We start from the raw sequence: 21,485 nt of genomic DNA on the forward strand, positions 1-21,485 counted from the left end.
TCTATCCCTAAGAGCTGTTTTTACTCTTAGGGAATTCTTTAGTGATAGATTATATCCGCAAAATTTTAGATGCGAGAGTGTACGACGTCGCAGTCCATACTCCCTTGGACTCAATGATCCGAATGAGCCAAAGATTAAATTCTTCGGTTCTATTAAAAAGGGAGGACTTACAACCAATCTTCTCCTTTAAGATCCGGGGAGCATATAATCTAATTTCCAGACTTTCCTCAGAAGAAAAAAGATCCGGAGTGATCTGTGCATCGGCAGGAAATCATGCACAAGGAGTTGCACTCTCTGCCCAAAAATTAGGGATCAAGGCAATCATCGTAATGCCTATCACTACCCCATCCATCAAAATAGAAGCAGTCCAATATTTCGGTGCAGAGATCGTTCTACATGGAGATACTTTTGATGAAGCATACTCCCACGCTAGAAAATTAGAAAAGGAGAAGGGACTAAAATTTATTCATCCTTATGACGATCCGGAAGTGATTGCAGGACAAGGCACAGTTGGTTTAGAAATATTACAGCAGTATCCTAATCCTATCGAAGCCGTTTTTATTCCAATCGGCGGAGGTGGTTTGGCCGCAGGTGTTGCTTCTTATATTAAATTTTTAAGACCTGAGATCAAAGTAATAGGAGTAGAACCTTCCGACGCAGCCTCCATGAAAGAAGCAATCTCCGCTGGCAAAAGAGTAATCTTAGAAAGAGTTGGGCTATTTGCAGACGGGGTTGCAGTCAGACAGGCAGGTGAAGAAACATTCAAGATTTGTAAAGAACTCTTGGACAACGTTTTAGTAGCTAACACAGACGAGATCTGTGCTGCCGTTAAAGATATATTCGAAGACATGAGGGTTATTGCGGAACCAGCAGGCGCGTTATCTCTCGCAGGTTTAAAATCTTACGCAAATCAAAACCCAAATCGAAAAGGTGCACTTATCGCTATCAATAGTGGCGCCAATATGAATTTTGATAGGCTCAGACATGTGGCAGAAAGAGCTGAGATCGGAGAATCCAGGGAAATTCTACTCGGAGTTACCATTCCGGAAAAACCAGGAAGTTATCTAAAATTTGTCCAGACCTTGGGAAATAAGATCATCACTGAATTCAATTATAGATATGCCACAGATAAACAGGCGCATGTGTTCGTCGGTTTAAAACTGAAAGTTTCTTCTGAAAAAGAAAAGGTAATTTCCGAATTAGAATCATTAGGTTATGAGGTATTGGACATTAGCACGAATGAAACCGCGAAGATCCATATAAGATACATGGTAGGAGGAAGAGTCTCGGAACTAAAAGACGAGATCATTCTAAGATGTGAATTCCCGGAACGTCCGGGTGCATTATTAAAATTTTTAGAGTCTGTCGGAACTAATTGGAATATTACATTATTCCACTATAGAAATCATGGAGCTGACTATGGGCGGGTATTAGTGGGATTTCAAGTTCCTTACTCCGATAGAGAAGGTTTTAGGGAGAGACTCAAAAGCCTAGGTTATCCTTACGAAGAAGAAACAGATAATCCTGCTTATAAAATGTTTTTACACAGTGTTTGATTAAAATTGGTATTAGGGACCGTTGCTAAATTCTCAGGTATCTACTCTAAAATAGGCTTTCTTCACCATTTTTTGCACATCATATCTTCGGCCGGGATCTTCTCCCAGGCAAAAGAACATGATACCGTACATTACATTTTCCTTAAACAGAGTGATGTGCAGAATATGAAGATTACTTCCCTTATCCTTATAATAAACTCGGAAAGCTGGACGACTTGCTACTTCCAATTCCCCGAATTCAATAATTCTGCCATTTCCTTTTTTAATAGAATCTATGATCCCTATCTGGAAGTCTTGATTGAATGCACCGTGATCTATACTTTCAGTTAATTCTTTTCGTGTGATGAGTACACTTGCGGATTCATTATAATCTTTTGCTGCAAAAATCCCTCCTGCAAAAGGTTCCATTGGAAACCAATCGAAAGGAATGGTAAGATTGAGAGGAGAATTCGGCTCCTTCTTCTTTTCCGGAGAGAGGGAGACAAATGCAGAGAATATCAGAAAAACAAAAAGGATCCGATGTAAATATTTTAAGATCACCCTTTTGTCTCTCTCCATGATGCCTTTTATTAATTTCGGTTTCGAAAAGAGCATATTTTAGTTTGAAAGAGGGTTTTGAGACTGAATCAAGGAATTCCTAGATCCCCAGGTTCCCCCTGAGCATATAATCTGAGAGAATCGAAGCTGTAAATGCCTGTATTATGATAATCTCCCCAAACCAGATTGATAGCGTATCTTCCTACTTTGGAAAAAGACAATAATTTGGCGTCTTTGATCCCGCCTGTAGTTGCTCCTACTTTTCCCCCGTGGCCACCTTTGCAAACAACGCAAGGGCATCTTTTCCTGAGTTCTAATAGAGGAAATTCGGAGATAACTCCGTCTTTCCATTCTATTTTTAGAATATTCTCATCGAATTCTATGTTTTCTGGGGTAGTCGCTTTTAAACTAAGACTCATATTATCTAGGAAGTTTTAAAACCTGTTTTCTGAAAGTTCCTATTGTGGTCCCGTAAGTGACCTTTTCGTTCAGAGGAAGTTCAGTAAAATCGAAAGTATCTCTTTCTAAGATCAGGATCACAGTGGAACCCATTTCGAATCTGCCTAGTTCCGCACCTTTCTCGATCATGATAGAAACATCTTTATAATCTTCTTCTTTGGTTGTTCTGATAAGAGTATTCGTGATGATCTTCTTATCGTAAGTAACGCGTATACGACCAACGTTAGAAGCTCCAACTTTGATCACTGCCACAAGTCCGTATTCGGTCTGTAAGAATGTGATCAATCTTTCATTCTTAGGAAAAAGTCCCCTGATCCCGAAAACCGCCAATTCATTTACTGGGAACAGTTTTCCAGGTTCATAATAATATCCTAATATTCTTCCATATGCAGGAGAATGTATCCTATGATAATCCTGGGGAGAAAGGTAGAATGTAATATATTTTCCATTTTGGAATTTAGAAAGATACTTATCTCCTCCGATCAATTCCTTCAGGTTATAATCCACACCTTTCGCTTGTATAATTACTTGATCATCGATATCTCCAAAACCCGTGATCTTAGCATCCACAGGAGAAACAAGTGCATTCTCCGCAGAATCAATAATCCTCGCTTCTGCTTTTAATGCCCTGGTGAAAAACTGGTTTAAAGAATTATACTCTTGGATCTCCAATTCGGCTTCATTCAAATTGATCTTATAAGCTTTTGCAAATGCCTTTAAGATCGGGATCATTATAAATCTAGGCAGCCTCAAAGAAGCTAAAATACCGAATAGCAAAGACACAAGATTTTTAGGAAGGATGGAAAGAAGAAGAAGGTAAAAATCCTTAAAGATTTCGTAATGTGCCCCACCCTCTAAGAATTTTCTGAGTTCTGCTTGAGCAACTTTAGCTAAAAGAACTAAGCTGATGAGCACAGGAACCGCAGTAATAAGTGCAAGCCCATAACCGATACCGAATACTTGTAATAAGAATTCTTCTCCATATTGAACATAAGCATATGCGGAACCAAGTAAAGAAGCTACGAATAAGATACGATACGCGTTTGCGAATTTTTCTCCGAAGATATATCTAGCATTTTGTTCTCCGGTATAGAACCAGCCGGAGATAGCAACGATAGAGAATAACAAGAAGGAAGCAATCAAAGCGAGTCTTGCGGGATCCGTAGGACCGTTTATTAATACCGATAAGAAATTTTTGACCGACTCAAGGTCCTTAACTCCGAAAGAGAATAATGCATAGATCACTAAAGTGGAGATCACAAATCCTTCGAAGAATGTAGCAAGCATGCTCACGATTCCCTGTTTTGCAGCGGAATCAGTGCGCACCACCCCGGCTACTCCCGCACTCTTTCCTATTCCGGTTTCCGTGGATAAGAAGAACATTCCCGTTCCAGTGCTAAAAATCCTTGCGAGAGAAAATCCTCCTCCAAGCAGCAAGGAGAATGGTTGCATTGCTTCATTAAAGACTGCTTCAAGAAATCCATAAAAATTCCCTAAATGATCTCTAAATAAAAGAACATAACTTAAGAAAAATAAAATTAGACCTATTGGAGCAATATAAGAAGAAACTCTTCCGATCCTTCTGATCCCACCTAATACTACGAATACTACAATGATAGAGACTAAAAACGGAACAGTCATCCCCTGGATATCCAGTCCATTTTGCGCTAGGAAGGAAGCTCCTAGAATAGGCATCGCACTTCCCATAGAAAGTACGGTTAATAAACATGCCAAAGAAAAAGCAATAGCAAGCCATCTAGCTCTAAGCGCTTTTTCTATAAAATACATTGGACCTGAAAGATATCTTCCGCTTTCCAACTTGATCCTGAATCGGATCGCAAGTGTAGAAGAAACAAAACGAAGCGGCATGATCAGAAAACTAGAAAGCCAGATCCAAATTAGAACTCCTGGACCAGCTAATACCAACGCAAGTGCAGATCCAAGAACAGCTCCAGGAAGTAAAGAGGAGCCTGTTCCGGCGTAGAATGCTTGAGAATGTACCAAACGTCCTCGGGAACCTTTATAGTCCATGTTCCCGGAAAAAATTTTAAACGCTAAAAATAGGAACCGGACTTGAGGAAACTTCAAACGGAAGGTAAGGTACAACCCTATAAAAACTAAAAAGTAAAAATATGGTTTTAGAAGATCCAAATCCAGAAACGGAAATAGTTTAGTAGTCAGCATCCCAATCAATCTTTCCTTAAAATAAAGGCTTTTACAATTCTAGGCCCGGAAAATTCTGCTAGCATGCCGGGCTCCAACACAGTTTTCACGCGTCCAGTCCCAAAACCACTCCTTTTTAAAAAGCGGTCGCCTCTCAAAGGAAGAAGAGTAAGTTTCTATTCTATCATCCTAACCGGTATCCTATTCGGAATGATCTCTTTAGGTGCAGAAGAAAACGTCACAACCACACCTAAACTGAAGGAAATGGCTGAAAACAGGACTTCTGAAACTCCTGATACCTGGGAATTCGGAGCCAGATTCGGCTTTGGAATGAGAGGACCGAACAGATTCGATCAGAATTTAAATGGTTTTAGCTCGAATCTAAACCCTCTCGTTGCAAGCCAAACAAAGCAGGAGAACACAAGAGGAAGTATCCAAGGAGAATTTTTAGCAAGAACCAGGCTAAGTGAAAACTTTAAGATCGGAATGATAGGCGGATATAGATATTTCGATCCATTTTATCTCACGAATCTAACCTCTGAACCATTTTATACTAAACTAGATTTCCAAATGGAAAGTTTTTATCTTCTAGGAATGGTCTGGCAAGAAGGTAGACTAAACAGGTATTTTCGTTGGGAAACCGGGCTCGGTCTCGGGATCACAAGAGCATTGTGGATAACAAAAGGTTACGCCACAGACGGAAAAGATTATTTCCAGCAAAATGGAAATATGCGAGGAAGCGGGTTAGAGTTCAGATTAGAAGGTTCCTTAATCCATCCAATCAATGAAAGGGTCAGCTTAAGTTTCGGAACCTATTTGGCTTGGATTAATATTACTTCCTTTGATGGTTCCTTTAACGGAGATGCTGCTTCCTTCTATGTAAGACAGGACGGAAGACTTACACCTCTAACCGAATCTGCAAACCAAGACAATATATTATTATCCAATCAATATTCCAGAAAGTTGGATATGCAGTCCGCATATGGCGGACTGTTTTTCGGTGTGAATTATAAATTATAAAATCCTAATACTCACTTAGAAACGGGAAGGATCAAATCAGGATGTTTAGGAGAATTGATATATTTAGATTCGGTCACCTTCTCCTTCATTTTCCTTAATGTTTCGTAAGGAATATCGACCACTACAAAATTTGCGATAGAGCTTGGGATACTTCCACCTGGGTCGCTTAAAATCTGGTAGGTAACCTCTATTTCATCCCCAGCAGGTACCAATTTCCAAAAACCTTTGAGCGTTCCTCTCACGAGTCCTTTTTTCTCCGGAACTATATTTGGAATAGATCGAATCGTATAGGTCACAGTTCCAGTAGTTTTGTCCTGACTAAAAACCGTATGGACCACAAAGTCTCTATCATTTACTGGCCAAGGTGCACCATTTTGGATATAAATATACTTTTCTCTCGGGTTCAAAACTTTTACTGCTTCCGCGTGCTTACAATCTTTGAACCAAGTCACGTAATTCGGATTGTCTTCTATTAAAGAAACAACGGTATTAAGATCCGCTTTCAATTTTGTTTTACCACGGAATTCCTTTAATTCGGAACCTTCCACTTCTCTGGTATGAACAGTGATCCCGTTTTTCTCCTTCTCTAAATCCCAAGAAAATAACTGCATCGGGATCAAAAGAAATACAATCAAATATAAATGTTTCATAAGAATGGTTAAACCTCTTGGCGACTGGCTCTAATTCGAACCAATGATTTAACCGGATCTCGGATCAGATCAACCGTAAAATTGGATGGAATTCTATAAGTTCGTAAATATTAATCAATATCTAAAGAACTGGGTTCTCTTTTGTATTTGAGAGGTTTTTGGAGATATTTGATCAGAAGGACTTTATTTCCTTTATCATTAAACTTAACCACGTCGAAAACTTTTCGAGTCATCATAATCCCGCGGCCATGAGTATAACTTTCCTCATTCAGTTTTTCTCCGTCCAAATTTAACATCTTCTTAAAATCGAAACCGTCTCCCTCATCCTCTATCTCGAATCCGATTCGTTTAGAATTCAGGGAATAAGCCACTTTTACGTTCCTCGCCCCGTAAAATGCCTCTCTTTGCCTTTTTTGGATGAACTCCATATAATTTCCGGACTTCATTGCATCCGTTTTTTCATCAAAGCTAATCCCCAAGTTTCCATGTTCAATCGCGTTGATCAAAACTTCTCTAAGACAGGTTCGAATTGCAGTGATCACTTCGGAACCTGCAAATTGACTTAAATTAGATGTAAGTTGCCTACTTAATATATCAGCATTTCTAAGATAATTATTCACAGTAAAATGCATACTTTCAGAGATTAGGAATCGAGAAAGAATGTCTTCCGAAATCTCAGAAACTTTACCTAATACTTTTCTTCCAGCCTCACTCTCGAAAGATTGAAGACGAATCTTTACCGGTTTAGGCTCCATTACATATTTCTGTTTGAACTCTGAATGGAATTCGACTGTCTTTCTTGTTCTCAAATGTTCTTCTAATTTTTCTTTTGCAAGAAGAAGTACGATATAACCTTCTTGAGTATCCAGAGTATAGATCAGATCTAAGAAATTTTTACCTTCTACTTCAGCGGGTTTATGACCTGTGAGTCTTGAAAGAGTACGGTTTGCGTCCTTAATATTTCCTTCTTGGTCCAATGTAAGAAGAAGTTCTTCTGCTCCTTCAAATAAATTCCTAAAACGAAGCTCGGATTGTTCGATTGCTTGTTTCGCCTCATTGAGATCTTCTACCTTAGAAGAAAGATTTTTAGAAAGATCATTCACTCTATCCGCTAAGGCTAATGCCAAAAGAAGAATATGCATTGCTGTCCCGATCTCTACTCCCCAATAAGCCAAAGAGATTGTATGAGGAATGATTCCCGAGAATCTTAAAACAAATACGAATGCTCCGGTAACTAAAGCAAGCCAAGCCCCCAAAAAGAAAAGTGCAGGTCTTAAATTTCTGGAAAATCCCTGGAAGCCCAGATATAAGATCGCGACCAATGTGATCGTAGACAGAAACACATAAAGAGCTAATGCAAATCCGAATGGAAAAAAATATCCAACCACCACTAACACATAAGATAAAATCGATATTCCTTTTAAGATCTTATTGGAATTCGAATAATTATTAGGAGCATCGAAATAAAAACGAATAAAGTCCGCAGTGGTCCCGGAAACTAAAAATGTAAAAGAAGTGATGATATGACTTGCCCAAACCACAGAATTTGGCCAGAAAAATTGAAAAGAATATCCATGAAGTGACCATTGGGCGAGAACTCCTGCACCAACATAACCAAAGAATGCTAAGTACGTTTTTTCCTTTGTAGATAAGAACAAAAACAAATTGTATAAAGCCATTACCAAAAGAGATCCGAAATAGATCCCAAGTAATATCTGCTCATTGCTTATATTGGAAAAAAAGTCTTCTGACTTATAGGCAAACGCAGCAAAATTCACGGAACTTTTAGTCTGGATCCTTAGATAAACTGTGTCCTTTTCCCCTGCTTTTAACTCTAAGGGAAAACTTGGGAATCTATACTGGATAGGTCTTTCGCTGAAAGGAATTCTGTCCCCACCTCGAAACAAAACCTTGTCTCCTTTGGAAGCCAGATATAGCTCTGCCTTGTCCAATTGGCTATAATGGATTTCCAAAATCCAGGAAACTGAATGAGAAGATTTGTTTTCAAGAGGAATCTTGAACCAATGAGCTTGGTCTGAATATCCTAAACTTGCAGAAGAAAGTGGATAAAATTCCTTCTTTTGCATTTTTTCGAAATTAGTATCCCCCTCTTCATCCGCCCAGACCTCCGCATGTGGGACCAAAGAAATCCCATCGTAAGGAAGAGAAGAAGGATCGAATGCAAAAATGGGACTACAAATAGACAGAGTAAAAAAAATGAACGAGAGTTTACGAAAAATTCTCCAAGTCGAAAAATTCTGGATGTACAAAAACCCTTTCACTCTTTCTAAAAAACCGGAGGGAAAAGTTTGCCCGTACCTGATCGGCAAGCAAGTCAAAATTCTCCTTCCGGAGACTAAAAGAGGATTTTAGCCTTTTTTACTTTTGGATGCCGCGTCTTTGATCAATCCTGCGGCTATTTCGTTCCTCTGGATCTGGCTTGTGCCTTCATAGATCTGTAGGATTTTAGCGTCCCTATAAAATTTTTCTACAGGATATTCTTTGGTGTATCCGTATCCGCCGAAAATTTGCACCGCATCCGAAGCAACTTGTACAGAAGAATCAGAGGCGTAACATTTTGCCATTGCAGAAAATTTTGCAGCGTCTTTGTGGAAAGTCTCTGCATACACCCCTGCTTTGTAAGTCAAAAGTCTGGAACCTTCGATCTTGATAGCCATATCAGCAAGCATGTGTTGGATTGCTTGGAAAGAAGCTATTGTAGTTCCAAACTGCTCTCTTTCTCTTGCATATTCAATTGCTGCATCAAATGCACCTTGCATTAAACCAACCGCTCCCGCAGCAACTGCAGGTCTAGAGAGAATGAGTGTCTTAAAAGCATGTAAGAATCCCATATTCTCTTTTCCACCCAAAAGATTTTCTTCAGGGATCTCGCAGTCTTCCATAATAAGCTGTCTTGTTTCAGAACATCTGATCCCTAATTTATCTTCTTTTTTTCCGAAGGAAAATCCTTTCGTTCCTTTTTCTATGATAAAACAAGAAATCCCTCTTGGGCCCCTGTCTTTATCAGTCATAGCAAATACAGTATAGATATCGGCCTGACCAGCACTACTGATCCATTGTTTGGTTCCGTTTAAAACATAACGGTCCCCTTTTTTCACAGCAGTAGTCGCCATTGCTGGAACATCTGAACCTGCTCCTGGTTCTGACAAACCGAATGCAGCAGTCTTTTCTCCAGAAGCAAGAAGTGGAAGCCATTTGTCTTTTTGAGCCTTGGTTCCGCCCACATCGATTGGCAAAGCTCCTAGTTTTGTAGAAGTGAAAGCAGTGTTGACTCCTAAACATCCCCAAGAAACTTCCTCTGCGAGGACGATACCTCCCATCATTCCATAACCTAGCCCGCCATGTTCCTCATCGAACAACGCCTGGTATAATCCTGCTTCTTTAAATTTTTGTAAAATAGCTTTCGGATACTCGTTATTTTCGTCGTAATGCATTCTGTTCGGAACGACTTCTTTCCTGACTACGTCCCTGACCAGATCTCTGAGTTGTTGTAATTCCTCTGGTAATTCGAATTGAAGCGGTGAATTCAAGCTTGCCTCCCAATGATATTCTTTTTCAAATTCGGATATTGATTCCTAGGCAATCTTTAGAATAAGGTATGGATAGATCAAGCGAAGCTTTTCACTTCGCCTAATAGAATAAATCGATTGTTTGTTACACGAACTAAAGGAAGCGATCTAAAATCTTATTTTAGATTCCAAACTAGAACACCTAACAATACGAACTTCAGAACTTCCCATTTTTCCATTTTAGTTCTTCCGTTCCATACAAGGCCTAAACTTAAAAATGCAAAGAAAAACCAAACTCCAAAGACTGAATATAAAACCAAAGACATCTTTCCCAATTTTATAAGCTTCAATAGATATACGGAAAGTCCAGCAAGAAGAATAAACTGCAAAACTCCATATACTTTTCTGGAATTAGAAATGATCGGATCGAATTTTGTATAAGTGGTCCTGTTTATTTCAGGGACCTTCTTCTCTCCTCCAAGTGAATCTGGTCTCCAGTCAGGCTTTTTGATTAGAAGAAGAAGTTTATCTTTCCAGTTAGGAGTAACCTTCACTAAATTCCAAAGAGAAATGTACACATGCAAATTTGCCCAGATAGGATTGAATGTAGGAAGAGGTTCCGTTAATCCGTAGATCGGCTCCTTCTTCTCTTCCGCGTATGTTCCAAACCAACGATCCCAGAGTATGAGTATACCTCCGTGATTCTTATCTAAATATTCAGGATCACGCCCATGATGGACTCTATGGTGAGAAGGAGTTAAAAGCACTTTTTCCATCCAGCCCAGCTTACCGATCAATCGAGTATGGACCCAGAATTGATAAATCTTCAAAATCCCATGACAAATAAAGAACATCCACCAAGGAATTCCGAGCAAAGCCAAAGGAAGATTGAAAGCATATTCAAAAATCCTTTGGAACATGGATTGGCGAAGTGCCACAGTTAGATTAAATTCTTCGCTGGAATGATGGGTAACATGACAGGCCCACAAAAAATGGATCTCATGAGTTGCCCTATGAAACCAATAATAAATAAAATCTACTGCAAGCAAGACGAATGTCCATGCAAGAAACGATTCTAGGTTAAATTGCCAACCCTCCGCAGTTCTTATCAGCGGAGAAGAAGATGGAAATTCGCCTAGATTGAAAAGAGTTTGGACTGAATAGTATATTCTAATTTTATCATATAGAAGAATGGCCCCTAAAGTGATTATGACTCCGGTAAAAGAGTATAAAATTCCAGTTGCCAGATCAGAAACAGAATCATTCCATCTATAAACTGATTTTTTTCTTCCCCAAATAAATTCTATCACGGCCAGTCCCAGGAAAAAAGGAACCGCCTTGTCCAAAATCGTTTCTTGCATATCCCACACTCTTCTCTTTAATTTACTGTATTTAAGAATTTTGCTAATTTACGGACGAGGAACCTAGGGCTGATCCTGATAGATTGTGCCATTACCTTGTTTGCCACTCCGGAGATCACAACAGCCTTACCTGCCTTCACACCCTGGTAACCGACCTTGGCAACATAAGCCGCATCTGCTTTCGGAACAAGACTACTATTTAAGATCGCAGACTTGTCCATTTCTGCTCTTTTGAAAAATTCAGTTTTAGTTGGACCTGGACAAAGACAGGTAACATTGATCCCGTCTTTACGAACTTCTTCCGCAAGTCCTTCTGAGAAAAATAGAACGTAAGCTTTGGATGCATAATAATTCGTCATCATAGGTCCAGGCTGGAAGGCAGCAGTAGAAGCCACATTTAAAATTTTTCCTGAATGTCTTTCTCTCATGTCCTTTAAGAACAGATGAGTTAATTCCACAAGCGAAGTCACATTGACTTGGATGAGATCCAATTCTTCTTTCAAATCCAAAGAATGGAATTTTCCGTTTGTCCCAAAGCCTGCATTATTTACTAAAAGATCTACGATCGCTTTTTTCTTTTTGGCGAAGTCGTAAATCTTTTTGGGAGACTTTGGATCGGATAAATCTGCGGAAAGGATTTCTACATTCGCGCCTAAACTTTCCATTTCCTTTTTTACTGAGTTTAGGGTTTTGAGATTTCTTGCTACGAGTATTAGATCGTAACCATCTTTAGCGGCTAATTTCGAAATTTCATAACCGATGCCCACGCTTGCTCCGGTAATTAATGCTGTTTTTTTCATGATTGATAAGATTCCTTATTGAAAGAGTGTATCTGTTTTTTCGCTGCCAATTTTAGATTTGGATTTCCTTTCAGGAAAGTAGAAATTGAAAAAAGCTTTACCTTAAGCGCAGTAATAGCGCATACTCTTGTCGCTTATGATAAAACTACACGGTTACCCGATCAGCAATTATACGAATAAGGTCAAATTGGCACTTTTGGAAAAAGGTTTGGAGTTCGAAGAAATCCGCACTCCTTTCTCTCAAGACGAGGAGTTCCTACAAAAAAGCCCAATGGGAAAAATCCCCTACTTAGAAGTAGATGGAAAGTATCTGGTGGAGTCCCAAGCAATTCTGGAATTTTTGGATGATGCCTATCCTAATACTAAACGTTTAATCCCGGCGGATCCATTCGAAGCAGCCGAAGTTAGAACGATTATATCATTCATAGAAAATTATATAGATATTCCAGCCCGCAGATTGTATGAATCAATTGTAGAAGGAAAAACAATCTCACCTGAAACTGTGGAACTCACCAGACTCTCCATTCAAAAGGGAGCAAGAGCGCTTTCCAGAGTGGCAAAATTTTCTCCTTATATAGCAGGGAAAAAATTCACTGCAGCAGACTGTTCTGCGTTTGCCACCTTTCAGATCATAAACGATCATATCGCAGATTGGATCTCTCCGAATCCACTTTTCGAAATTCCAGGATTACAAGCATATCTGGATATGATGATGCAAAATCCAAATGCAGCTAAAGTGGACAAGCCTAAGTCAGTCGTGATGAAAGCTTTAAAAAGACTCCGCAAATAGAGCGGATCTAAATCTCAGACTTTTGTGCGCCGCGTTTTTCCTTGAGAAAAATTCGGATCAAACCTAGTTACAAAAAATCTGGTTGACTGGTTCGGTTCGCAAATTAACTTGCTGGTGGTCTTTATGGAAGCAGAGAAAGTCATTTCGGTCCCTATCAAAGAACTTCCTCACTTAAAAGTGATCCTAGCCGGATGGTACAATTTTTTAAAGGATAGTTACGATCAGAAAACGATAGATGCAAACGCCTTTAAAGATTCTTTAAAGACGAATGTGGTCTATAATATCGATTCCGACCAAGTAGAATTGCTACTTTCAGGTACGGAACAATTGCTTCAAAGCTTCCGCAAAAAACTTTCTTAAAGTTTTTCAGGCCACTAAATCATAGAGTTTTAATAAAGCATCTGGCTCAGGATCTCTTCCCAGAAAACGTTTAAATAGCACCATCGCGTTTTCGGAGCCTCCTTTTTCCAAAACCTCGGTTCTATATTTTAGAGCAAGATCAGCATCAAAAATTCCCTTGGATCTAAATGCAAAAAAAGCATCCGCTGCTAATAGTTCCGCCCATTTATAGCTATAATATCCTGCTGCGTATCCTCCTGAGAAAATATGCCCAAATCCGTTCTGGAACTTGTTATATCCAGGAGGAAAAAGAACGCTGACTTCTTTTCGAACGGTATCCAGAATATTCTGCACTTCCCCTTCCGAATATTTCTGCAGATGGATCCTTATATCAAAAATCCCGAATTCTAGCTGTCGAACTACTCCCATTGCAGCCAAAAAGTTTTTAGTATCCTTTAACTTTCGAGCGAGTTCCTTAGGGATTGGTTTTCCTGTTTCATAATGGAAAGCGAAGAAGTCTAAGACTTCCGGTTCATAAGCAAAATTTTCCAAAAACTGTGAAGGAAATTCCACTGCGTCCCATTCTACTCCGTTGATTCCGCTCACAGGAGGTTCTTCTATTTTTGCGCATAGATGATGGAGTGCATGTCCCATCTCATGGAAAAATGTAACTACATCCGAATGATTTAAGAGAGAAGGAGCAGAATCCTTAGAAGGAGGAAAATTACAAACCACGAATGCAGAAGGCAGGATCGTTTTACCGGAAAGTCTATTTCTAGTTTCCCAATGATTCATCCAGGCGCCGCCCTGTTTGTCTTTTCTAGATTCCAGGTCCAGATAGAGTCTTGCAATAATTTCCGAGCCGTTTTTCACATGATAAACTTCTGTTTTAGGATCCCAAATGGGAGCATTCGTTTTTTCGAATTTTAATCCTAAGAGTTTTTCCAAAAAGGAGAAGGTTCCTTTTACCACAGTATTCTTTTCGAAATAAGGACGAGTTAGTTCTTCATCAAAATCATAGTCCTTCTTCTTTAACTTCTCCGAAACATAAGCGCTGTCAAATGCTTGGAAGTCTGGAATGCCAATTGTTTCCGCAAACTTTTTGAGTGCAGAGATTTCCTTCTCCGCTACAGGTTTTGCAAGTTTTCCAATTTTCTGTAGGAAGTCCAATACCTGCTCTGGAGAATCTGCTACCTTAGTGGCCAAAGAAGATTCTGCGTAATTTTTATATCCGAGTAATTTTGCAGACTCATCTCTTAGAGCCAGGATCTCTTCTAATATTTTTCCGTTCCCGGGGGCACGAGTTACATATGCTTTATATAATTCTTCTCTTTTGGAACGATTACTTCCGTAAGTCATATAACAATTATAACTCGGAAATTGAAGAGTGAATGTATAAGTCCCGTCTTCGTTTTTGTATAATGCCTTGTCTGATTCGGGGATTTCTTTTACATCTTCTTCCGATTCGATTTTCATTTCGAAAGAATTTGTAGAGTCTAAAAGATTTTGAGAAAATTGATTAGAAAGATCCGACAGCCTAAGTTGTATTTCTTGTAGACGATTTTTTTTATCTTCGGGAAGTCCAACTCCACCTAGTTTGAATTGTAAGATTGCGTCTTCTAAAACTTTGTTTTTAGGCCTGTCTAAGCTCAACTTCTCATTGGCATAAATTTGAGAGTATAATTTGAATAATTCTTCGTTTTGACCGAGCTCAGTATAAAATTCTGTGATCTCTGGAAGGATTTCGGTATAATGTTCTTGGGTTTCTTCACTATTCTTAACACTATTTAGGTGGGAAAGTACAGTGAACTCTTCCTGCAATTCTTCCATTGAATTATTTAGGGGACGTATTATGGACTCGTAATTTACGTCTTTCTTCTGTAAAACTTCTTCCAAAACCTTCTTAGTGTTTTGTATCTTTTCTCTCACCTTCTCTTTTTGAGCAGAAAGTGCAATTTGGGGAAATTCTTTGAATAGAACTGAGGAACTCATCGATTCCAGACTTTCTCTTCCCGAATGGAAAAGCACCTATTTTCCATCTTGACAAGATTGAAAAACTGATTCGAATTCCTCCATTCCGGCCCTCTCATGAAATCTTATCTTCTTATACCTCTATTCTTTCTTTATTTGAGCTGCTCGAGTCCCCCCTTGCCCGTATTCCAAACTATGGAAGGCATCTGTCCCAAGTTGGATCTATTCGTTTTATCACAGCCTGAGATAGATGTACAGACGGGGAATGATCTGGTAGGGATCTATTGTAAGGCAAATATCACTCCTATTGGATTTGAATGGGAGATTAGCCTGGTTTTCAGAGATGAGATCCATCCAAGCACTTGGAAGGATTTTTTTTACAGGATTTACAGAAGGATCCGTTATGGTAGGACCTACGACATTGAATCATTTATAGTCAGACTGGAACCTGATGCCAAAACTTTTCAATTGGAACTGAAGAATGTTTATTCAGGAGAGCAGATTTTCCAAGAAGACCCAGTCGTTCACAAGGATAGAATACTTTCTTCTACACTTTTGGAAAATCGAAACTCATTGCCGATTCTTTATGTAAACACTTGGAATCATATGTTTGGGGAGAAGGACAATAATCCAGAGCTCACGAAACAAGAGATCCAAATTTCCGAGTTTCGTTTCGGATCCAGAAGCCAACTAGACGGGTATTTCGGGACTTATTGATAGGAAAAAGCCTTTTCCGAGCGGAGGATCTCAAAATCCTGGAAGAAACTTAAAACGAAGCAGGAGTTCTCACTATGGCTAAAATCCCTACTTCCCCCTTCGCGGAACTAGGTCCTAAAACTCCGGTGGAAACCGGAACCGTAAAACGGGGCATTTACGGTAGATATCTGGAAGAATTTACGGAAGGTGCAATTTTCGAACATCCAAGAGAACTGACAATCGATCGTTCTTTTGCACAAGAGTTTGCTACCACATTTATGGAAGCAAATCCACTTTATCTTTCCGCTCCTTACGCACAAGCTCACGGATTTAAGGATCTATTGGTTTCTCCTTTGATGGTGTTCAACATAGCACTTTCTTTGGGAGTTCAAAACGATTCTGAAAAAGCACTCGCAAACCTTGGATACTATGACGTTCAATTCTTGAAACCTGTATATCCAGGAGATACACTTTCCGCTAAAACCAAAATTAACAAAATTGATGATAAGGGAGCAGATAAACCAGGTATCGTTCATGTTCGTACAATCTGTTTGAACCAAAACAAAGAATTAGTTCTTCAATACGAAAGAAAGATCATGATCTATCACTCTAATGGAAAACCGAAAGGAACTCCGAAACCAGTGATCAAAGATGCGTTCTTCCCTGAGACAGATAGTCCAGTGATCGAACTTCCTGAGCTAAAATTTCCAAAAGGTTTCGAAACTGCTACCTGGACAGATACTTATTTCGAAAATTTTGCAGCTGGTCAGATCTATATCCACCAAAACGGAAGAACAATCACTGACGAACATTTCCCTTGGACTTACAGAGTTGGAAACACTCATCCACTTCATTACGATAAACTTTACTCTTCTGGAATCTCCGGACCAATGGGTGGAGAGCCTGTCGTTTATGGTGGACTCGTATTCGCATGGTTATGCGGACTTTCTTCCAGAGATGTAACTGAAAATGTAATTTGGGACCTTGGATTCACCGAAGGATATCATACTCAACCTTCCTTCAGCGGAGACACTGTGACTGCGATCACTAGAGTTCTTTCTGTAACAGATAGAGGAACCGAATTCGGAATCCCTGCAGGAGAAGTTCATCTTCAGTTCATCGGTCTGAAAAACATCAAAGCAAATGATGCTTTCGAAAAATTCGGAGCGGATCTATTCTTAAAAGAGAACGATAAGAAAAAACACGGGAAAGAAAAACTTCCTGAGAAAATTTTCGAAATCGAAAGAAAGATTTTAGTTAAGAAGAAGTAAAAGCCGCAGAGATATTAGAGACGCGGTGTAGTAATGACTCACGCGGAGGCACAGAGTCGCAGAGGTTTATAGGAATTAGTAAAACTAAAAACTCTCTGCGTCTTCGCGTCTCAACGTGCCTAAAAAACTGCGTCTCTTTTGAGTCTTAGCGACTTCGCGTGGGCTATGTCTCACCCTTCTAAAGTGGCGCTCATAGAGCCTTTTGAGGCTGGTAGTAAAGGATCTGGTCCGTAATTCAGGATTAAGTCTTGGATATGTTCTGCGTGTTCTAGTTCGCCTGCAAACACCACTGTCTTTTTCTGGGCATCTACTTCTACAGCGTGACTAAACGCTTGCTCCGGAGTCATCTTACAAATGTCCATGAGCATCATGATCACATATTCGTAAGTGTGTTCGTTATCATCCCATAAAACCACTCTCCAGGGTCCGCCGATTTGCACCGGATCTTCTGTGGTGATTTCTTCTATCGAGGGTGAGTTAGGCATGGCACGAAAAACTTACACCCGGCGTTCAACACCGGGTTATTTGTTATTTGGATTGGACTGCTTTTTTTGCAAGTTCCACTATGTTTTTAGACCTGAGCCCGAAATAATCCAGAAGTCCAGACCAAGTGCCGGATTTGCCGAAGCTGTCCTTCATTCCTAATTTAAGAACTCTTACTGGGTGTTCTTCGGATAAAAATTCGCTGACTGCAGAACCTAATCCTCCAATCACATTATGCTCTTCGCAAGTGACAACTGCACCACAAAGTTTAGCATATTTTAATATAGCTTCTTTATCGATCGGCTTGATGGTAGCCATGTTCAAAAGAGTAGCCTGGATGCCCTCTGCTTCCAGTTCTTTAACAGCTATCATCGCTTCGTTTACCAAAACACCGTTTGCAATGATAAGAACATCTTTACCTTCTCTCATCACTTCCGCTTTTCCGATCTCGAATTTATAATTTTCTCTTTCGATCAAAGGAAGATTAGGACGGCCTACTCTTACGTAAACCGGTCCTTTATAATCTGCAATTGCATGGATGATCTGTTTAGTTTCGTTATAATCGGAAGGACAGATCACTACCATTTCAGGAATGGCTCTCATTGTGGCAAAATCTTCGATACATTGGTGAGAAGCTCCGTCCTCACCCACTGTAATTCCACCATGAGAAGCTACTAATTTTACATTTAAGAAAGGATAAACAATGCTATTACGCACCACTTCCCAGGCTCTTCCGGATAAAAACATCGCGAAAGAAGAAGCAAATGGAACATAACCTGCAAGAGCAAGTCCGGCTGCATGACCAACTAAATTCTGCTCCGCAACTCCTACGTTGAAAAAACGATCTGGAAATGCTTTTGCGAATTTGTTGGTTTTAGTAGAACCGGAAAGATCCGCGTCTAGTACTACGATATCGGAACGGCTTGCACCCAATTCGTGCAATGCGTCTCCGTAACCGTCTCTGGTTGCTTTTTGATCTGCGCTAGATGCGGATACTGCTCCCATTAACCTTTCAATGCTCCTGCTTTATCAGTTCTTTCCCAGGTAAACGTCTCTCCACTTCTTCCGAAATGCCCGTAAGCAGCGGTTTCCCTGTATTTTCTTCCCTTCTCCAATAATTGTAAGGATTCAGTAATCCCTCTTGGAGTTAGTTTGAAGTTTGCTTTAATTCTTTTTACGATTTCTTCTTCGGAAAATTTGCCAGTTCCGAAAGTATCTACGTGAACCGAAACTGGCTCAGCAACACCGATCGCATAAGCCAATTGCACCTCGCACTGAGAAGCAAGACCTGCAGCTACCACGTTTTTCGCGATATATCTACCCATGTAAGCAGCGGAGCGGTCCACTTTAGATGGATCTTTTCCGGAGAATGCTCCACCACCATGTCTTCCGTAACCACCGTATGTATCCACGATGATCTTACGTCCTGTCAGACCAGTATCCCCGTGTGGTCCACCGATGATGAACTGACCTGTTGGGTTGATAAAATATTTCGTATCTTTTAAGAAGTTCGCAGGAATAACTTTTTTAATACATTCTTCAATTACAGATTCCTCAATTTGTTTGTGAGAAACATCAGGAGAATGTTGTGTAGAAATTACAACTGTATCTATACGAGTAGGTTTTCCGTTTTTATATTCTACAGTTACCTGAGACTTAGCATCCGGACGTAACCATTTTAATTTACCGTTATGACGTAATCCGGACAAATGTCTAACTAACTCGTGAGAGTAATAGATCGGCATAGGCATAAGTTCAGGAGTTTCATCGATAGCGAACCCAAACATCAAACCTTGGTCACCCGCACCTTGTTCCTTAAACAGACCTTCTCCCTCAGTAACACCTTGAGAAATGTCAGGACTTTGGGCATGAATATGTGAAGAAACTACAGCGAACTCAGCGTCAAAACCTAAAGAAACATCGTTGTATCCGATATCCTTGATTACATTCCTTGCGATCTCTACCGAGTCTATTTTGCCCTTACTAGTTACTTCCCCCGCAACTACCACTAGGTTTGTAGTCACTAAAGTTTCGCAAGCTACCCTGGATTTAGGATCCTGAGCTAAATAAGCGTCCAGAATTGCGTCGGAAATTTGGTCGCAAACCTTGTCCGGGTGTCCTTCCGATACGGATTCCGAGGTAAAGATGAAGTCTTGAAGGGACATTCGATTGTAATTCCTGTTAAAATTATTTCGAAGGGGAGAATCTTCCCCGCCTAAAACTATAAACCTATGTAAGTCGTCACTGTCAAGTGAATCCGCCCCAACCTTTTCCGGTCCCAGAAGGGTTCCTAAGGAAATTTAGTCAAAACTTATGAAATTGGTTTGTAGGATTTATACGGTGAAAAAAGCATTTCTTAGATGAAAATTCGGGTCTCCGATATTAAGGTAAAGAACCGCATTCGTAAAGATTTAGGTGACTTACATGGTCTCAAATCTTCCATACAAAACTTAGGGCTTTTGCATCCGATCATTATCGACCTGGACAATAAATTAGTCTCTGGCGAAAGACGCCTGGAATGTGTAAAACTTCTGGGCTGGGAATATGTTGATGTCAGAATCGTAGATGTACGAAGTAAAAAAGAAAGAGTTTTGATCGAAGCCGAAGAAAACAATGTGCGGCTACCGTTTACCCCAGAAGAACAAGAAAGGGCTCAAAAGCTATTAAGAAGATATTCCCATACAGGGATCCTTGGTAGATTGTTTGCCTGGTTATTGGATCTTTGGGAATGGTTTTGGTCCTGGCTTTTCAAAAACTAAACTAAACCACCTATCCATCATCCCCTCATTCAAAACGTTTCTGTTAAGAGACCTGGAAATTTTTTTACTCTTCAAATGGAACTTGTTATATGATCCCCGGTGAGACGTAAATTACCACTTTGTAAAAATTTTGCACCGCAAAAGAGGTGTAGGAAACAAAAATTTATTAATTAGATTTACAAAAAGGAATCTCTTCTCTATCTTGAGCAATCCATACCAAGGAGATCTCTCGAATGAAAAAATCTTCGATCCTTATAATCTCCACCGCTATAATGGTCAGCTTTGCTGCATGTATCGGTGGACTTCCCGGCCTACAAAGTAATTTCTCGGTCGGTGAACAAGACATTCCAGGAGTAGGAGTTAAGAAGCTTTTCGCACCTTATTCTGAAACTGTGAACTATTGGGGATACATCAAACCAGGACAAGCCGCTGACGCAGTAGTAAACGGAAAGAAATCATATTTCCTTTATATTTGGGTTCCAGCAGCTATCGTTGAATTAGGTGTTCGTCTAATTTCCCCTACCGGAGAAATTGGTGAGCCATCTAGCGGCGACTTCGTGAGCGAGGCTTTCAAAGCTGCAACTCCTGAAGAAAAAAGCATGCCAAACTGGTTCGATACTTGGATTCGCGTAGAGCGCTTAGCAGCTATTATGCCGAACCAAATCGAAGGAGCAGCTAAAGGAAAAGCACTTCAAAGTCTTGGCGACAATGACGATGGAGACGATACTTACACTGAAGAGCGTCACAACAAGTATAACTCTTTACTTCGTATCCAAATTCCTAATATTCCAAAAAGCTTAGATGAACTTAAAAACATCGACACTAAAAAACTTTTAGTTCGCGGTTTATACAGAATTACCTTCACTACTTACAAAGTAGGCGAAGTTAAAGGTTCTTTCGTAGCTACTGTTGGAGTTCTTGGCCCTCCAGGTGTTCCAGGTCTTTCTCCTATTCTTCACGCAAACCCAGCTGAATTGCAAAAATTAGCTGTTGATGCAGAAGAAAAATTGAAAGCTGCAGTTGCTGGAGACAAGAAGTAATCCTTCTTTTTTCCCGCTTTGCTTAAAGCCGAAAGCCGTCGGGTCAAACCGGCGGCTTTT

20 protein-coding genes are annotated in these 21,485 nt (G+C 39.9%); 8 read left to right on the forward strand and 12 right to left on the reverse strand.

Annotated features, from left to right (window positions below; all coding sequences use genetic code 11):
• Window positions 1-41: 41 nt before the first annotated feature.
• Window positions 42-1,556 (forward strand): threonine ammonia-lyase, biosynthetic, encoded by a 1,515-nt coding sequence (ilvA, locus tag B1C82_RS05215; RefSeq protein ID WP_086446550.1) that lies wholly within the window; start codon window positions 42-44, stop codon window positions 1,554-1,556.
• A 33-nt stretch (window positions 1,557-1,589) separates the two neighbouring features.
• On the opposite strand, the gene B1C82_RS05220 is transcribed toward ilvA, so the two are convergent.
• From B1C82_RS05220 to asd, 3 genes are all read right to left on the reverse strand, one after another.
• On the reverse strand, window positions 1,590-2,114 hold the full coding sequence (locus B1C82_RS05220) for a hypothetical protein (RefSeq protein ID WP_086446551.1): 525 nt from the start codon (window positions 2,112-2,114) through the stop codon (window positions 1,590-1,592).
• A gap of 68 nt (window positions 2,115-2,182) precedes the next feature.
• Window positions 2,183-2,512, reverse strand: coding sequence for a DUF971 domain-containing protein (locus tag B1C82_RS05225; protein WP_086446552.1), 330 nt, complete (start codon window positions 2,510-2,512; stop codon window positions 2,183-2,185).
• A gap of 1 nt (window position 2,513) precedes the next feature.
• Window positions 2,514-4,736: an archaetidylserine decarboxylase gene (gene asd / locus B1C82_RS05230; RefSeq protein ID WP_086446553.1), complete on the reverse strand. Its 2,223-nt coding sequence runs from the start codon at window positions 4,734-4,736 to the stop codon at window positions 2,514-2,516.
• A 63-nt stretch (window positions 4,737-4,799) separates the two neighbouring features.
• Here asd and B1C82_RS05235 point away from each other — a divergent pair, with 63 nt between their 5' ends.
• Window positions 4,800-5,735, forward strand: a complete 936-nt coding sequence (locus B1C82_RS05235) for an LIC_11366 family protein (protein ID WP_234008436.1) — start codon at window positions 4,800-4,802, stop codon at window positions 5,733-5,735.
• Between the two features lie 11 nt (window positions 5,736-5,746).
• Here the strand turns inward: B1C82_RS05235 and B1C82_RS05240 are convergent, their stop codons facing one another.
• The 5 genes from B1C82_RS05240 to B1C82_RS05260 all read right to left on the reverse strand — a co-directional run bounded on the left by B1C82_RS05240 (window position 5,747) and on the right by B1C82_RS05260 (window position 12,076).
• Entirely contained in the window at window positions 5,747-6,385 is a 639-nt protein-coding gene (locus B1C82_RS05240; protein WP_086446554.1) for an START domain-containing protein, read from the reverse strand.
• Between the two features lie 110 nt (window positions 6,386-6,495).
• Window positions 6,496-8,667, reverse strand: a complete 2,172-nt coding sequence (locus tag B1C82_RS05245; RefSeq protein WP_086446904.1) for a 7TM diverse intracellular signaling domain-containing protein — start codon at window positions 8,665-8,667, stop codon at window positions 6,496-6,498.
• Between the two features lie 87 nt (window positions 8,668-8,754).
• Window positions 8,755-9,936 carry an acyl-CoA dehydrogenase family protein gene (locus B1C82_RS05250; protein ID WP_086446555.1) on the reverse strand — a complete coding sequence of 394 codons (1,182 nt, stop codon included), beginning with the start codon at window positions 9,934-9,936 and terminating at the stop codon, window positions 8,755-8,757.
• A gap of 155 nt (window positions 9,937-10,091) precedes the next feature.
• Window positions 10,092-11,276, reverse strand: a complete 1,185-nt coding sequence (locus tag B1C82_RS05255; RefSeq protein WP_086446556.1) for a sterol desaturase family protein — start codon at window positions 11,274-11,276, stop codon at window positions 10,092-10,094.
• A 17-nt stretch (window positions 11,277-11,293) separates the two neighbouring features.
• A complete protein-coding gene (locus B1C82_RS05260; RefSeq protein WP_086446557.1) occupies window positions 11,294-12,076 on the reverse strand; it encodes an SDR family NAD(P)-dependent oxidoreductase in 783 nt (260 codons plus the stop codon).
• A 136-nt stretch (window positions 12,077-12,212) separates the two neighbouring features.
• Between B1C82_RS05260 and B1C82_RS05265 the strand changes: the two genes are divergently transcribed.
• Both B1C82_RS05265 and B1C82_RS05270 read left to right on the forward strand, forming a co-directional pair.
• Entirely contained in the window at window positions 12,213-12,866 is a 654-nt protein-coding gene (locus B1C82_RS05265) for a glutathione S-transferase family protein (protein WP_086446558.1), read from the forward strand.
• Window positions 12,867-12,989: 123 nt separating this feature from the next.
• Complete coding sequence (locus tag B1C82_RS05270; RefSeq protein ID WP_086446559.1) at window positions 12,990-13,226, forward strand: hypothetical protein; 237 nt, start codon at window positions 12,990-12,992, stop codon at window positions 13,224-13,226.
• 6 nt (window positions 13,227-13,232) lie between these two features.
• On the opposite strand, the gene B1C82_RS05275 is transcribed toward B1C82_RS05270, so the two are convergent.
• Window positions 13,233-15,197 (reverse strand): M3 family metallopeptidase, encoded by a 1,965-nt coding sequence (locus B1C82_RS05275; RefSeq protein ID WP_199775809.1) that lies wholly within the window; start codon window positions 15,195-15,197, stop codon window positions 13,233-13,235.
• 96 nt (window positions 15,198-15,293) lie between these two features.
• Here B1C82_RS05275 and lsa23 point away from each other — a divergent pair, with 96 nt between their 5' ends.
• The gene (lsa23, locus tag B1C82_RS05280) at window positions 15,294-15,893 is read left to right on the forward strand and encodes a surface adhesion protein Lsa23 (protein WP_086446561.1); all 600 of its coding nucleotides are present in this window, start codon (window positions 15,294-15,296) and stop codon (window positions 15,891-15,893) included.
• Between the two features lie 74 nt (window positions 15,894-15,967).
• Complete coding sequence (locus B1C82_RS05285; protein ID WP_086446562.1) at window positions 15,968-17,143, forward strand: MaoC family dehydratase; 1,176 nt, start codon at window positions 15,968-15,970, stop codon at window positions 17,141-17,143.
• 170 nt (window positions 17,144-17,313) lie between these two features.
• Here B1C82_RS05285 and B1C82_RS05290 read toward each other — a convergent pair whose 3' ends face one another.
• From B1C82_RS05290 to metK, 3 genes are read right to left on the reverse strand one after another with little or no spacing between them, the layout of a single operon-like run.
• The gene (locus tag B1C82_RS05290; RefSeq protein ID WP_086446563.1) at window positions 17,314-17,628 is read right to left on the reverse strand and encodes an ATP-dependent Clp protease adaptor ClpS; all 315 of its coding nucleotides are present in this window, start codon (window positions 17,626-17,628) and stop codon (window positions 17,314-17,316) included.
• A 43-nt stretch (window positions 17,629-17,671) separates the two neighbouring features.
• Entirely contained in the window at window positions 17,672-18,631 is a 960-nt protein-coding gene (locus B1C82_RS05295; protein WP_086446564.1) for a transketolase family protein, read from the reverse strand.
• Window positions 18,631-19,791 (reverse strand): methionine adenosyltransferase, encoded by a 1,161-nt coding sequence (gene metK, locus B1C82_RS05300; RefSeq protein WP_086446565.1) that lies wholly within the window; start codon window positions 19,789-19,791, stop codon window positions 18,631-18,633. Before metK ends, B1C82_RS05295 begins: the two co-directional genes overlap by 1 nt.
• 195 nt (window positions 19,792-19,986) lie before the next feature.
• On the opposite strand from metK, the gene B1C82_RS05305 reads away from it, so the two are divergent.
• Both B1C82_RS05305 and lipL32 read left to right on the forward strand, forming a co-directional pair.
• Entirely contained in the window at window positions 19,987-20,385 is a 399-nt protein-coding gene (locus B1C82_RS05305) for a ParB N-terminal domain-containing protein (protein ID WP_086446566.1), read from the forward strand.
• A 233-nt stretch (window positions 20,386-20,618) separates the two neighbouring features.
• Entirely contained in the window at window positions 20,619-21,425 is an 807-nt protein-coding gene (gene lipL32, locus B1C82_RS05310; protein ID WP_086446567.1) for a major surface lipoprotein LipL32, read from the forward strand.
• Window positions 21,426-21,485: the final 60 nt, after the last annotated feature.

It is taken from the genome of Leptospira venezuelensis, from assembly GCF_002150035.1.
GTDB classification, from domain to species: Bacteria; Spirochaetota; Leptospiria; order Leptospirales; family Leptospiraceae; genus Leptospira_B; species Leptospira_B venezuelensis.